The sequence below is a fragment of the Lysinibacillus cavernae genome (assembly GCF_009724685.1).
Taxonomy (GTDB): Bacteria; Bacillota; Bacilli; order Bacillales_A; family Planococcaceae; genus Lysinibacillus; species Lysinibacillus cavernae.
Genome location: NZ_WMEF01000003.1, coordinates 83,168 through 96,983 on the forward strand (window position 1 = coordinate 83,168; position 13,816 = coordinate 96,983).

A 13,816-nucleotide genomic window follows, 5' to 3' on the forward strand; every position below is an offset into this window, starting at 1 on the left:
CCTTAGTTTACGTGTTTTTCCACGTTATAGTATACGTATTATTTTAGCACAACGTCAGAAGAGTTGAAATCATTGAACAATCCTATCAAAATAAAAAGTCTGAGAAAAAATGCTCAGACTCATCTCAGGCATTGAAAATAGCCCCTTGTTCATTTTCTATTGATTGTAGATAGTTCGCTGCTTTATTATGTTTATCCTGTAAACGTAAAATTGTATTATGTACATCATCTTGGACACGTGATACCTGTTCTCTTGCTGTTGAAATTTTAGAATGGACAGACCAAGCTGAAAAAATATCATCAAAGAAGTAATCTGCAAATTTTACAAAACCATCTGTTTCTACATGTAGCGATTTCGTTGACATCTCATGAACATCCAATAATTCATTACGGAAACGTTGCAATGCAATTTGAGCACTGTGTAAATAGTTTTCTGACTGATCGAGTGCATCATGCTTTAAGTGAGTAGCTATAAGTCCGCCACCAAAAAAAGTATCCCACGCGGAGTATCCATTTGCTGAATGTAAAGACGCTGCTGCTTGCCCTAGCTTTGTTAGAGCTACTTCTCCAGCTTCCTCAGCTTCTTGAATTTCTGTTATGAGTTGTTTTGTTATTATTTCTTCATGTGCTAAATGCTCTAGTCTTTCTGCCTGTTCAGGATCATGAATCTGTAAATAACCCTTCTTTTTCGCATTGATTTGTCTAAGTGCTTGTTGTAACACCGCTTCATCAATTTGAGCTAGTTTATTGGTTAATTGAACCCGATCTTCTGTTAAATCCTTCTGCATTTTTTTCGCTTCATTAATCTTTAATTCGAGAACAGCTGCTTTATCAATTTTTTCTGCACGAAGTTCATCTTGCCGTCCCGTCCATGTACGGATCATATTCATAAATGAGAAACCATCCAATTTATCAAGTTTGGACCGAATTTGATTGAGTGCTGTCGTATGATTGTCTATTTCTTGTTGTGTATGTTTAATCTGTCTATCAATTAAAAGGCTTTGCTCGTTTAATCTTGATGCTTTTCTTAGTTGTGCATGAATCTTTTCCTGCTCTTTTTGTAATTGCTTCCATTCCATTCATCTCAACTCCCCTTATATATCAGTACGGATGAAATGAAAAAACGTTTCATTTTTTGCAAATGAAAAACCTAGCAACCAAATAGCTGCTAGGCTTGTACTTAATTTTATAGTGGAATATTACCGTGTTTTTTCTCAGGACGTGTTTCGTGTTTGTTAGACAACATATCAAGACCCTGAATCAGCTTAATACGTGTATCTCGTGGATCGATGACATCGTCTACCATTCCTCGAGATGCTGCAACATATGGGTTCGCGAATTTTTCTTTATATTCTTCAATTTTTGCTGCACGTGTTGCTTCTGGGTCATCTGATTTCGCCATTTCACGAGCAAAAATGATGTTTGCAGCTCCAGCAGCTCCCATAACAGCAATCTCAGCATTTGGCCAAGCAAATACAAGGTCAGCGCCGATTGATTTAGAGTTTAAGGCAACGTAAGCGCCTCCATAAGCTTTACGTAAAATCACTGTGATTTTTGGTACAGTCGCCTCTGAATAAGCATAAAGAATTTTCGCACCATGACGAATGATTCCACCATGCTCTTGCTTAACGCCTGGGAAGAAGCCAGATACGTCTTCAAATGTAATGATTGGAATATTGTAAGCATCGCAAGTACGGATAAAACGAGCCGCTTTATCGGAAGAATCAATATCTAATCCTCCAGCAAGTACTTTTGGTTGGTTACAAACAAGACCAACTGATTCACCAGCAATACGTGCAAAACCAACTACAACGTTTTTCGCAAACTCTGCGTGCACTTCCATGAATGAACCTTCATCCACAATTTGCTCTACAACTCTACGTACATCATATGGTCGCGTTGTTTCAATTGGTACTGTATCCACAATTTCTGGACGATAGTCATCCCCTTCAGGTCGAGCTTGTCGAGGCGCCTTTTCTTTATTGTTTTGTGGTAAATAGCTTAATAGTTTTTTAATTTCTTCAATTGCCTCTTCTTCAGATGGTGCGCGGAAATGAGCGTTACCACTTACTGCATTATTTACTTTTGAACCACCTAAATCTTCAGCAGAGATTTTTTCACCTGTTACGGTTTCGATTACTTTAGGTCCTGTTATGAACATTTGAGATGTTTTATCCACCATTAAGATAAAGTCTGTAATAGCTGGGGAATATACTGCACCACCAGCACATGGTCCCATAATAACGGAGATTTGCGGAATAACACCAGAGTAAATCGCATTGCGGTAGAAAATATGGCCATAGCCATCTAAAGAAAGTACACCTTCTTGGATACGTGCGCCACCTGAATCATTGATACCGATAAATGGTGTGCCATTTTTAGCAGCTAGGTCCATTACTGTTGCCATTTTTTTCGCGTGCATTTCACCAAGAGCTCCACCAAACACGGTAAAATCTTGAGAGAATAAGTATACTGGACGTCCATTAATTTTACCGAAACCAGTTACAACACCATCACCAGGACCTTCCATTTTGTCCATTCCGAAGTCTACTGTACGGTGGGTAATAAATGGGTTGATTTCAAAAAATGTACCTTCATCTAGTAACAAATCAATACGTTCACGAGCTGTTAATTTCCCTTTTTCATGTTGTTTTTCGATGCGCTCATAGCCACCACCAAGTTCAATTACCGTCTTACGGTCATACAAGTCATTGATTTTGTCGAACATATCCATATTGATCACTTATCCCCTTTTCCACTTTTATCACATAATTCATATAACACCCCGAACGAAGATTTAGGATGCATGAACGCAACCTCTGCGCCTCCAGCACCTGGTCCAGGCTCTTCGGATAATAGACGTACACCTTTTTCACGAAGCTCTGCCATACGCTCACGAATTCCTGTCACACCGAAAGCAACATGGTGAATCCCTTCTCCACGTTTTTCAATAAATCCATGAATGGCACTTTTTTCACTCATCGGTTCTAATAGCTCAATTTTCACGTTACCTGCATCGATAAATGCTACACGAACCTGTTGAGATTCTACTTCTTCGACTTTTATCAACTTTAAGCCTAAAGTTTCTGTATAATATGTAATGCGTTCATCAAGATCGCGCACCGCAATCCCAATATGGTCTACTTTCTCCATGGTGACATCTCCTTCTGTTATGGTACATACTCTATTTTACAGACTTTTTCGTCAAAACTCTACTACTTGAGAAATTTTTCAGTTTTGCTAAACTATTTATAAGAAAAGAAGGAGCGAACGAGCATATGAGTAATAAAAAATTTCAAAAAATCGTTGTTTATACTATGATCGCGATTATGCTAATCTCATCTCTAGCATTCGGTTTATCTATGTTAGTTTAAAACAACGCACAAGGCGTCCACACTACTGTGGGCGCTCTTTTTTGGTCTTTAAACCCTTAAATGATTGCTTTATTTCTAAGTACCTGTCCATCTCCTCAATAAACTGATAGAGTGCTGCTTGAGCGATAAACTGCTCATGGTTTTGTGGTAAAGGGAGCTGAGAAAAATCACGTTTAACATGTTCTAATTTCTCTCGAAAATGACTTGCCGTATTCCCCGAATGAACATGCTCACCAAGGTCTTGTAAAAAATCTGCCACAATTTCAGCCTCTTGTACTATAACAGGTAATGTCGTAATTTTGGGTAATACTCTTTCAATAATTTCTAGTTGCTGCTCACGCATATCAAAATAGACATAGTAATCATTTTTGCGTCTCATAAAATGGTTTTCTACATCTTTAAACGCCAAAGATTTTGCCTCTTCAAGCGTTCTAATCGCTTCAATAATCTCATGCCCATTCCAAAGTGTGTCTCCTTGTCGTAAATAGCTAGCAATTTCTAAAAAAATCTTACTATATAGTTCCTCAATTTTAACTCTGTAGTAATTTAATTCCTTTTGAATGTCTGGCATATACATATTAATGGCGATCCCCGTCCCATAACCGATAGCCATCAATGCTAATTCATTATAAACAAGTGCCAATGAAAAACCTTCAGCAGCGTATATATGCATAATAATTACGACACTGGAGATAAATCCGTCTGCAACCTTTAATGACACAATAGTTGGAATAAAAAGTATAAGCATGCCTGCTAATGTAAGCGGATGATAGGCAAAAAGTTCAAAGCTCACAAAGGCAAAAATCATAGCAACAATACTTGCGAACAATCGTGTATAGGCTGCATAAAGGGATTTCTTTTTCGTTGGCTGCACACATAATATTGTTAGAATACCGGCAGATGCATACGAGGCTAAATCAAAATACTGAGCAATGGCGATAGCGATTGCAGCACCGATTGCTGTTTTTAAAGTTCGATAGCCGATTGAAAATTTCTTCAGGCCGACTGCCTCCCATCCTTTTGTACTCATCACTCATTCAGCAATTTATTTAGCCAATATTACAAAAATTTTAATAATAACGAAACTACCTATACATGATGGTAAGTAGCAAGCCTACATAGATAGTGTTATCCATGAGGCTTTTCTACTTAATTTAAATGATTTTTCTTATGCAAGAATTGAATTAAAGTTCGTCACAATACTCTTCAAAGTTTGCTTGTATGTTTGTCACGACTGACATTGGGTCATGTCCTTCAATTTCATAGCGCCCAACTTCTGCTACTACTTGTCCATCTTTTAATAGAACGAATGATGGTGAAGAAGGTAAGTGATCTTCCCCAAAATGATAACGTGCCGCTGCAGTAGCTTCTTTATCTTGCCCTGCAAATACTGTTACTAAATGATCAGGACGTTTATCATAATGTACGCATTGTGCTGCTGCTGGACGAGCGATACCACCCGCACAACCACATACTGAGTTCACCATTACTAAAGTAGTTCCTGGACGAGCAAACGCCTCTTCAACAGCCTCTGGTGTTTTTAATTGTTCATAACCAGCTGCCTCAATTTCAGCACGTGCTGTTTTTAAAATTTCCTGCATAAATAAATCGTAATCCATATTCATATAGCGATAGCTCCTTTCAAGTTCGCGTCAATTTAACTTCATATAGTAGATTGATGACGCTCATACATCTCTTATCATAGCAGTTTGCAACGAATTTGTGCACCTACTTGCTCAAAGCAATTCAGTTGAATTGACTAAGATTTCAATAAGACTAGTTTACTTGTCAGTCTGCTCTTCGCTAAATAAGCGATCTACACCTTGTGTGACAGTCAATTGTCCACTTAAAATTTGGCGTTCAAGAAGCTGTACCTGTGCTTTACGCTGTGGATTACCATAAAACATATCAATTAAATGATCAGTTATCATGGATTGGAACCACTCTCTTGTTTGACTTTGACGTCGAGTAGACCAATAGTTATTCGTTTCAACAATTTGTTTGAATTCCTCAATTGTACCCCAAACCTTATCAAGACCTCGTTTTTCTAATGAACTAACAGGCATCGAAGTCGACATCCATCCAGGTGTGGCAGGCTGTAAAAAATGCAAAATTTGTTTATATTCCGCAACTGTTTTTTTAGCTAAACGAACATTATCCCCATCCGCTTTATGCACCACAATTGCATCCGCTAATTCCATGATGCCTTTTTTCATGCCCTGTAGCTCATCGCCAGCCCCTGTTAAAACGAGTAGCAAGAAGAAATCAACCATACCACGGACATAGGTTTCACTTTGCCCGACACCAACGGTTTCAATTAAAATCACATCATAGCCTGCTGCCTCACATACTAACATCGTTTCACGTGTCTTTTTATGAACACCCCCTAGGGTACCTGCCGATGGGGATGGGCGGACAAATGCAGTAGGCTTCTTGACGAGCTCCTCCATACGCGTTTTATCACCTAAAATACTCCCTCCTGATAAAGAAGAGCTTGGATCAATCGCAAGTACAGCTACTCGTTTCCCCATGTTACAAAGCATTGTTCCAAAAGCCTCGATGAACGAGCTTTTCCCTGCTCCTGGAACACCGGTAATACCGATTCGAATACTATTTCCTGTATGAGCAAGAAGCTCCTGTAATAGTTCTTGTGCTTGCACTTTATGGGTAGCATTGGAACTTTCAATAAGGGTAATCGCTTTTGACAAATGTGTGCGAGAGCCCGCACGTACTTGTTGTGCAAGCTCCCCTATATTCACATTGTCTGCCTTTTTCTTTCGGAATTTTTTGGGTGTCCCATAATGCATACCGTCGTGAGTTGCCTCGACTCCGTCCATGACAAATAGCGCACTGTCTTCCATTCCTTTGTTGTCCATTATTCAGACACTTCCTCATAGCCTAAACGTTTGTAAATTTCTTCAATAATTTTCTGTGCGGATACAGGGATGACTGTACCTGGTCCAAAAATGGCTACTGCGCCAGCGTTATAAAGGAATTCATAATCTTGTGCTGGTATAACACCACCCACAATAATGATAATATCTTCACGACCTAATTTTTCTAATTCTGCAACCAATTCTGGCACTAATGTTTTATGACCAGCTGCTAAAGAAGATACACCGATTACATGGACATCATTTTCAACAGCCATTTGCGCTGCCTCAGCAGGTGTCATAAATAATGGTGAAATATCTACGTCAAAGCCTAAATCAGCATAGCCTGTTGCGACAACTTTGGCACCACGGTCATGTCCATCTTGTCCCATTTTTGCTACTAAAATACGTGGGCGACGACCTTCATTTTCAAGGAACTCTTCTGTCATTTGCTTCACTTCTGTAATTTGCTCCGCATCAGAGAAGTTAGCAGAGTAAACGCCTGAGATCGAACGAATCACAGCCTTATGACGACCAGAAACCGCTTCGATGGCATCTGAAATTTCACCTAATGAGGCACGAGCACGGGCTGCATCAACTGCTACAGCTAATAAGTTTTCCTCACCATCTTGAGCTGCTTTCGTTAAACGAGCTAAATGTTGTTGAACCTCAGCTTCATCACGAGCTTCTTTCATCGCTTCTAAACGTTCAATTTGCTTTTGTCGAACAATTGTATTATCAATATCAAGAATGTCAATTGGCTCTTCTTTTGATAGTCTATATTTATTTACACCTACAATGGTCTCTGTTTTAGAGTCAATTTTAGCTTGACGTTTGGCTGCAGCTTCTTCGACCTTCATTTTCGGAAGTCCTGTTTCAATCGCTTTCGCCATACCTCCGAGTGCTTCAATCTCTTCAATTAATTCCCAAGCAGATTTCGTGATTTCTTCTGTTAATTTTTCCACGTAGTATGAACCACCCCATGGATCAATCACTTTCGTCATCGCTGTTTCCTCTTGTAAAAATAACTGTGTATTACGTGCGATACGTGCCGAGAAATCTGTTGGTAGTGCAATCGCTTCATCCAACGCATTCGTATGAAGTGATTGAGTATGACCCATAGATGAGGCATTCGCTTCGATTAATGTACGTGCCACATTGTTAAATGGATCTTGCTCAGTTAAAGACCAGCCAGATGTTTGTGAATGTGTACGTAATGCTAATGTTTTCGGATTTTTCGGATTAAACTTTGACATCATTTGTGCCCATATACGTCGTGCTGCACGCATTTTGGCAACTTCCATGTAATAGTTCATACCAATTGCCCAGAAGAACGATAGACGAGGCGCAAATGCATCAATATCGATCCCTGCTTTTAATCCTGTACGGACATATTCCAAGCCATCCGCTAATGTATACGCAAGCTCAATGTCATTTGTTGCACCCGCTTCTTGAATATGGTAACCAGAAATAGAAATAGAGTTAAATTTTGGCATAAACTTCGCTGTATATTCAAAAATATCCGCAATGATCTTCATCGACATAGCTGGTGGGTAAATATATGTATTACGCACCATATATTCTTTTAAAATATCATTTTGAATGGTACCTGCTAATTTATCTGGTGTTACCCCTTGCTCTTCCGCTGCAACAATATAAAATGCAAGAACTGGTAATACTGCACCGTTCATTGTCATAGAAACGGACATTTGGTCTAACGGGATTTGATCGAAAAGAATTTTCATATCCTCTACAGAGTCAATGGCAACACCCGCTTTCCCTACATCCCCTGTTACACGTGGGTGATCGGAATCATAGCCTCGGTGAGTAGCTAAGTCAAACGCTACAGAAAGACCTTTTTGCCCCATTGCTAAGTTTCGTTTGTAAAAGGCATTGGATTCTTCAGCAGTTGAGAAACCAGCGTATTGTCGAACAGTCCATGGACGTGCTACATACATAGTAGGGTATGGTCCACGAGTATTTGGTGCAATACCTGCTACATCATTTAAGTGTTTAGCATCCTTAATATCTTCTTTTGTGTAAATATCTTTAATTTCAATACCTTCATTCGTCATAAACTTGTCGTCAGACGCTTGAGGTGCTTCAGTTGATAAAACCTTTTCTATTTCTACTGCATTAAAATTTGGCTTGCTCATCGTTGGACCTCCTTCATGCTCGCAAACACGGACTGTAATTTTTCAATGATGTTCTGTCCTGCGAAAATAAAGCCGTTTAAGCCATCTACTAACCATGCTTCTTCTTCGTCTTTAAATTTACCAGCCACATCTACAATCACATCCGCTGGTTTATCAGCTAAAATGGTTGATACAAGAGCCTTCGTGTCATCATCACTGCCTGCAATCACAACATATTTTGCCTCAGTTGCCTTCAGCCAAGATAATGCATCTTCAGCAGTTGCCACTGGCTCACTTTTTTCTGGAACGAGACCAACTGTATTTAAAAATCCAGCTACAAAATCTGCACGTGGCTTAGAGCTTTTTAACGTACCTAATGCTAAAATACCTGTCTTCATATTGGCTGCCGTCATTTCAGCACGCAAATGCTCAAATGGAGCAGCGGTACGCTTAATATCAGCAAATAATGGATTAGTTTCAAGTTCAAGCATATCAGCTGGATTAGCATAAATATTTGTTCCAATTAATGATTGCTTACGTGTCTGAGCAGTTTTTAGCCGTGTTAGATAGGATGTTTTCACTTCCTCAGCAAGCTTTCCAGATGCTGTATATGCATCTATCCCCCCCGCTGCCTCTATTTCTAAAAATAACGCCCAAGCTTCTTTAACAAAGTCAGCCGTTAATGACTCAATAAAGTATGAGCCACCTGCTGGATCTGTCACTTTCAAGACATTTGTTTCTTCTTTTAAAATTAACGACACATTACGAGCAATACGAATAGATTGTTCCGTAGGCTTCGTTAACACATCATGTGGATGTACAGTAAAGAGATCAGCACCACCGATTAATCCAGAAAGCGCTTCATTTGAAGAACGTAATAAATTTACATAGACATCTAATTTAGAGAAGCTTCTTAATGATGTTTCAGCAACAGTTGGAATTTTTATGTTGTCTGTATTTCCAAATGCTGATGAGAACGCTTTCCAAAGTACTTTAAAAGCTCGAAGTTTTGCAATCTCTGTAAAGAATTGTGTATCGATGGCAAAGGACACAAAAAACTTCTTCGAAAATGCTTCAAAGCTTTCTTCCTGTTGTGCAAATTTTGCCGCTAATGCTAGTGCATAAGCTAATTCTTGAACAGCGTTGGCACCTTCATTATGATAAACCGTTGTGTCAGCACTGACTGAGCGCACGCTCGGAAATGCGTTTAAAGAGATCGGGTCTTTTGAAACGATGAAACCTTTAACTGTTTCTTTTTTGTCATCTGCAATATTATCGAACACCGCTAATAATGGGTCTTTTGCATTTTCTATAGTAATTTTAAACGAATATTCTGAGAAATATGATGCTAATTTGACTAGACCATCTTCCGTCCATTCAAAATTAACACGACTATCTATTGTAATGACTTCATTGCCTCGAGCTAAACTATCTTCAAGCTGTGTAAAAAATGCTTCGCTTGTATCAGCATGAACTTGCTGTGCCACCTGAAACACATGACTATTTTGTAGGGAACGGATCGTGGCAACTTGTAAATCAAGCTCTTCTCCAAGCTTAGCTACTAAACTTCCTTGCGTGTAAAGTGGCTGTAATGTAACACCCTCATTTGTTTTCGAGAATAGTGACTCGAATGGTTTCCCTTTTAAAGCTTTGATTGCTGCATCTTGCCAGTCTGAATAGGCTGGTATCTCAAATTCAATATTTTTCATGTTGTTTGACATGCGGACGCTTAATCAGCTTCCCCCCTTAGTAGTTTCTATTTGTTATTCTACATGACAAATTGCGACTCGAAAAGCATAAAAAAAATCGGAAACCTTTATACAACAGGTTTCCGACGAGTCATCAGTAGACTGACGTTGAAGATTTATTTGTATTTTCGAGTATTTCTTTTACTCTATTTAGGAATTTGCCACATACAAGTCCATCCAGCACACGATGATCTAAAGATAAACATAAATTCACAATATCGCGTGCAGCGAACATTCCACCTGGTAAAACTACCGGTTTTTTCACAATACTTTCCACTTGAAGAATAGCTGCTTGTGGGTAATTAATGATACCCATCGACTGTACAGAGCCAAATGCTCCTGTATTATTGACTGTAAATGTACCACCAGTGATATCATTCATTGCCAATTTCCCTGTTCTCACTTTTACTGCAAGCTCATTAATTTCTTTAGCAATTCCTTTAATGGATTTCTCATCTGCGTGTTTTATAACAGGCACAAATAGAGCATCGTCCGTTGCAACTGCAATCGAAATATTGATGTCATGTTTTTGGATAATTTTATCCTCAGCCCACATAGAATTCAGCATTGGGAATTCCTTTAATGCTTGGGCAACTGCTTTTACAAAGAAGGCGAAATATGTAAGGTTAAAGCCTTCTTTTTGCTTAAATTCATTTTTTAAGCTATCTCGATAAGCAACTAAATCTGTTACATCCACTTCCATCATCATCCAAGCATGTGGCGCTTCGTGTACACTTTTTACCATATTGTTAGCAATCGCACGACGCACTTTCGTCACTGGGATTTCAACATCTCCTGGATGAATAGGTTGTACCGGTGCAGCTGCTTTTTCCACTTGTTGCTGTTGAACAGGTGCTGGAGCTGGTTCAGAAGTTGTTTGAGTTGCTGATGGTGACGTTGCCATATCATTTGCAGTAGGGATCGTACCAGATTCAATTAGCTTTAACAGGTCTTTTCTTGTAATGCGTCCACCTTCACCAGTTCCTGTTACTAGATCAAGTGCAATATCGTGCTCCTGAGCAAGCCGAAGAACTGCTGGTGAGTAGCGTACTTTATCCTTGCGCTCCTCTTTTGGTGTAGCTGTTGGAGTTGACACTTGTTGTGGTGACTCCTGTTTCTTTTGAACACCCGCATTTAGAATCGCTGTACTTACCGCTGATTTTTTTTCTGGAGGCGGTGGTGGTAATTCACTATCTCCCGCTATTTCAATGGAGCATACAACTGCCCCAACCGGTAATGTTTGACCTTCTTGGGCAAGAAGCTCTGTAATAACCCCTTCAAACGACGATGGAATTTCAGCATTTACTTTGTCTGTAACAACCTCTGCTAATGAATCATATTTTTTAACTGTATCTCCAGGCTTTACAAGCCATTTTTCAATTGTACCTTCTGTTACACTTTCGCCGAGCTGTGGCATTGTAATATTTTGAACCGACATCCTATATTCCTCCCATCAATTAAGCCTAGGCATCATTGAACCTGATGCAGCGCTAAAATCATTAAACATAGATAGGCGTTTAGGCAGATTTTGACTTTCTTACGATCAAGTCAAAATCTGCTCTTTCGTCTGAGGCTTTCGCTTTTTTCACTCAGCCTTGTTGTGATTTGTTAATACGCCGCAAGTTCTCGCATTGCACGTTCAACTTTATCAGGATTAATCATAAAATATTTCTCCATTGTTGGTGCATATGGCATTGCTGGTACATCAGGTCCTGCTAAACGTTGAATTGGTGCATCAAGCTCAAATAAACAATGTTCTGCAATAATTGCAGCAACCTCACTCATAATACTGCCCTCTTTATTATCCTCTGTGACAAGTAATACTTTTCCTGTCTTACTTGCTGCTTCAATAATTGCTTCTTTATCAAGCGGATAAACCGTACGTAAATCAAGAATATGAGCGGAAATACCATCTGCCGCAAGGCGCTCTGCCGCTTGTAAGGCAAAGTGTACAGCTAAACCGTAGGTAATGACTGTTACATCGTCACCTTCACGCTTCACATCTGCTTTACCGATTGGCAATGTGTAATCATCTAATGGTACCTCACCTTTAATTAAGCGGTAAGCACGTTTATGTTCGAAAAATAATACTGGATCTTCATCACGAATAGCTGCTTTTAGCAAACCTTTTGCATCATATGGTGTTGATGGAATGACAATTTTCAAACCCGGTGTACCTGCAAAAAGTGCTTCAACGGATTGAGAGTGATAAAGCGCACCGTGAATACCTCCGCCGAAAGGTGCGCGGATGACCATTGGACAAGTCCAGTCGTTATTGGAACGGTAACGAATTTTAGCTGCCTCAGAGACGATTTGATTGACAGCAGGCATAATGAAATCAGCAAATTGCATTTCAGCGATTGGACGCATGCCATACATTGCAGCCCCAATACCAACTCCTGCAATGGCACTTTCTGCTAGAGGCGTATCAAGCACACGGTATTCACCAAATTGATCGTATAGACCCGTAGTTGCTTTAAACACACCACCCTTACGACCAACGTCCTCCCCTAAAATGAAAACTCGTTCATCACGTTCCATCTCTTCTTTCATTGCTAATGTAATCGCATCAATATAGGACATTACTGCCATTACAAATCACCTCCGTCTACTGGTGCATAAACGTATTTCAATGCATCCTCTGGTTGTGCATATGGAGCAGCTTCTGCATAATCTGTTGCTTCATTTACTTCCGCCATTATACGCTCTTCGATTTCAGTACGGATTGTTTCTGTCATTACGCCAGCATCCATTAAATACTTTTCAAATAATAGAATCGGATCTTTTGCCTTGCCTTCTGCAATGTCTTCAGCCGTACGATATTGACGGTCATCATCATCTGAAGAATGGGCTGTCAAACGATATGTCACCGTTTCAATTAAGCTTGGACCTTCTCCATTACGTGCACGGTCTGCTGCCTCTTTCACAACTTTATATACTTGTAATGGACATTTACCATCAACCGTCACACCTGGCATACCATAGCCAATCCCACGATCAGATACTTTTGCACAGCCTAATTGACGTTCAACTGGCACTGAAATAGCGTATTGATTGTTTTCTACCATAATAATGACTGGTAACTTGTGTACACCCGCAAAATTTGCTCCTTCATGGAAGTCTCCTTGGTTAGAGGAACCTTCACCAAGTGTAACGAAAGAAACAAAGTCTTCTTTTTGTAGACGTCCCGCAAGTGCAACGCCAACTGCGTGTGGAACTTGCGTTGTAACAGGAGATGATCCTGTTAAAATACGATTTTTCTTTTGACCAAAGTGACCAGGCATTTGACGACCACCAGAGTTTGGATCTTCTGCTTTAGCAAATGCAGACAACATCAGTTCTCTTGGCGTCATACCAAAATGTAAAACAACACCCATATCACGATAATATGGTGCAATATAATCCTTATTTTTATCGAGTGCGAAGGCTGCTCCAACTTGTGCTGCCTCCTGTCCTTGACAAGAAATAACAAACGGAATTTTACCAGAACGGTTTAATAACCACATACGCTCATCTAATCTTCTGGCCATTAACATTGTTTCGAACATAGCAAGTACATCTTCATTTGACAAACCTAAATCTTCATGTTTGATTTGAACATCTTGCATACGAACACCCCTTTCGTATTATAGAGAAATAACTATCTTATCCTATATCCCCACATTTGGATATGCTAGTTATTGAATT

At 39.6% G+C, this 13,816-nt stretch carries 12 protein-coding genes; 1 reads left to right on the forward strand and 11 read right to left on the reverse strand.

Going from position 1 to position 13,816, the window contains the following annotated elements; genetic code table 11:
- Nucleotides 1-124: 124 nt before the first annotated feature.
- The 3 genes from GJU32_RS08090 to mce form a co-directional block, all read right to left on the reverse strand.
- Nucleotides 125-1,078 (reverse strand): coiled-coil domain-containing protein, encoded by a 954-nt coding sequence (locus GJU32_RS08090; protein ID WP_155591452.1) that lies wholly within the window; start codon nt 1,076-1,078, stop codon nt 125-127.
- A gap of 107 nt (nt 1,079-1,185) precedes the next feature.
- Nucleotides 1,186-2,733, reverse strand: a complete 1,548-nt coding sequence (locus GJU32_RS08095) for an acyl-CoA carboxylase subunit beta (RefSeq protein ID WP_155591453.1) — start codon at nt 2,731-2,733, stop codon at nt 1,186-1,188.
- Nucleotides 2,734-2,738: 5 nt separating this feature from the next.
- Nucleotides 2,739-3,152, reverse strand: a complete 414-nt coding sequence (gene mce, locus GJU32_RS08100; RefSeq protein WP_155591454.1) for a methylmalonyl-CoA epimerase — start codon at nt 3,150-3,152, stop codon at nt 2,739-2,741.
- Between the two features lie 125 nt (nt 3,153-3,277).
- Between mce and prli42 the strand changes: the two genes are divergently transcribed.
- On the forward strand, nt 3,278-3,373 hold the full coding sequence (gene prli42 / locus GJU32_RS08105) for a stressosome-associated protein Prli42 (protein ID WP_155591455.1): 96 nt from the start codon (nt 3,278-3,280) through the stop codon (nt 3,371-3,373).
- Between the two features lie 22 nt (nt 3,374-3,395).
- Here the strand turns inward: prli42 and GJU32_RS08110 are convergent, their stop codons facing one another.
- The 8 genes from GJU32_RS08110 to GJU32_RS08145 form a co-directional block, all read right to left on the reverse strand.
- The gene (locus GJU32_RS08110; protein WP_155591456.1) at nt 3,396-4,406 is read right to left on the reverse strand and encodes an aromatic acid exporter family protein; all 1,011 of its coding nucleotides are present in this window, start codon (nt 4,404-4,406) and stop codon (nt 3,396-3,398) included.
- A 151-nt stretch (nt 4,407-4,557) separates the two neighbouring features.
- Nucleotides 4,558-4,998 (reverse strand): BrxA/BrxB family bacilliredoxin, encoded by a 441-nt coding sequence (locus tag GJU32_RS08115; RefSeq protein WP_155591457.1) that lies wholly within the window; start codon nt 4,996-4,998, stop codon nt 4,558-4,560.
- Nucleotides 4,999-5,154: 156 nt separating this feature from the next.
- Complete coding sequence (meaB, locus tag GJU32_RS08120) at nt 5,155-6,249, reverse strand: methylmalonyl Co-A mutase-associated GTPase MeaB (protein ID WP_155591458.1); 1,095 nt, start codon at nt 6,247-6,249, stop codon at nt 5,155-5,157.
- A complete protein-coding gene (gene scpA / locus GJU32_RS08125) occupies nt 6,249-8,402 on the reverse strand; it encodes a methylmalonyl-CoA mutase (protein ID WP_155591459.1) in 2,154 nt (717 codons plus the stop codon). The genes meaB and scpA overlap by 1 nt, the downstream gene beginning before the upstream one ends.
- Nucleotides 8,399-10,090, reverse strand: coding sequence for a methylmalonyl-CoA mutase family protein (locus GJU32_RS08130; RefSeq protein ID WP_230874984.1), 1,692 nt, complete (start codon nt 10,088-10,090; stop codon nt 8,399-8,401). The genes scpA and GJU32_RS08130 overlap by 4 nt, the downstream gene beginning before the upstream one ends.
- Before the next feature lie 133 nt (nt 10,091-10,223).
- Nucleotides 10,224-11,567 carry a dihydrolipoamide acetyltransferase family protein gene (locus GJU32_RS08135; protein ID WP_155591461.1) on the reverse strand — a complete coding sequence of 448 codons (1,344 nt, stop codon included), beginning with the start codon at nt 11,565-11,567 and terminating at the stop codon, nt 10,224-10,226.
- A 170-nt stretch (nt 11,568-11,737) separates the two neighbouring features.
- The gene (locus GJU32_RS08140) at nt 11,738-12,721 is read right to left on the reverse strand and encodes an alpha-ketoacid dehydrogenase subunit beta (protein ID WP_155591462.1); all 984 of its coding nucleotides are present in this window, start codon (nt 12,719-12,721) and stop codon (nt 11,738-11,740) included.
- Nucleotides 12,721-13,737: a thiamine pyrophosphate-dependent dehydrogenase E1 component subunit alpha gene (locus GJU32_RS08145; RefSeq protein ID WP_155591463.1), complete on the reverse strand. Its 1,017-nt coding sequence runs from the start codon at nt 13,735-13,737 to the stop codon at nt 12,721-12,723. The genes GJU32_RS08140 and GJU32_RS08145 overlap by 1 nt, the downstream gene beginning before the upstream one ends.
- Nucleotides 13,738-13,816 lie beyond the last annotated feature (79 nt).

Excerpts from the sequence above, each read along its gene's own strand:
- GJU32_RS08090 (WP_155591452.1), bottom strand. The coding sequence starts at position 1,078 with ATGGAATGGAAGCAATTACAAAAAGAGCAGGAAAAGATTCATGCACAA.
- GJU32_RS08095 (WP_155591453.1), bottom strand. The coding sequence starts at position 2,733 with ATGGATATGTTCGACAAAATCAATGACTTGTATGACCGTAAGACGGTA.
- mce (WP_155591454.1), bottom strand. The coding sequence starts at position 3,152 with ATGGAGAAAGTAGACCATATTGGGATTGCGGTGCGCGATCTTGATGAA.
- prli42 (WP_155591455.1), top strand. The coding sequence starts at position 3,278 with ATGAGTAATAAAAAATTTCAAAAAATCGTTGTTTATACTATGATCGCG.
- GJU32_RS08115 (WP_155591457.1), bottom strand. The coding sequence starts at position 4,998 with ATGAATATGGATTACGATTTATTTATGCAGGAAATTTTAAAAACAGCA.
- meaB (WP_155591458.1), bottom strand. The coding sequence starts at position 6,249 with ATGGACAACAAAGGAATGGAAGACAGTGCGCTATTTGTCATGGACGGA.
- scpA (WP_155591459.1), bottom strand. The coding sequence starts at position 8,402 with ATGAGCAAGCCAAATTTTAATGCAGTAGAAATAGAAAAGGTTTTATCA.
- GJU32_RS08130 (WP_230874984.1), bottom strand. The coding sequence starts at position 10,090 with ATGAAAAATATTGAATTTGAGATACCAGCCTATTCAGACTGGCAAGAT.
- GJU32_RS08135 (WP_155591461.1), bottom strand. The coding sequence starts at position 11,567 with ATGTCGGTTCAAAATATTACAATGCCACAGCTCGGCGAAAGTGTAACA.
- GJU32_RS08140 (WP_155591462.1), bottom strand. The coding sequence starts at position 12,721 with ATGGCAGTAATGTCCTATATTGATGCGATTACATTAGCAATGAAAGAA.
- GJU32_RS08145 (WP_155591463.1), bottom strand. The coding sequence starts at position 13,737 with ATGCAAGATGTTCAAATCAAACATGAAGATTTAGGTTTGTCAAATGAA.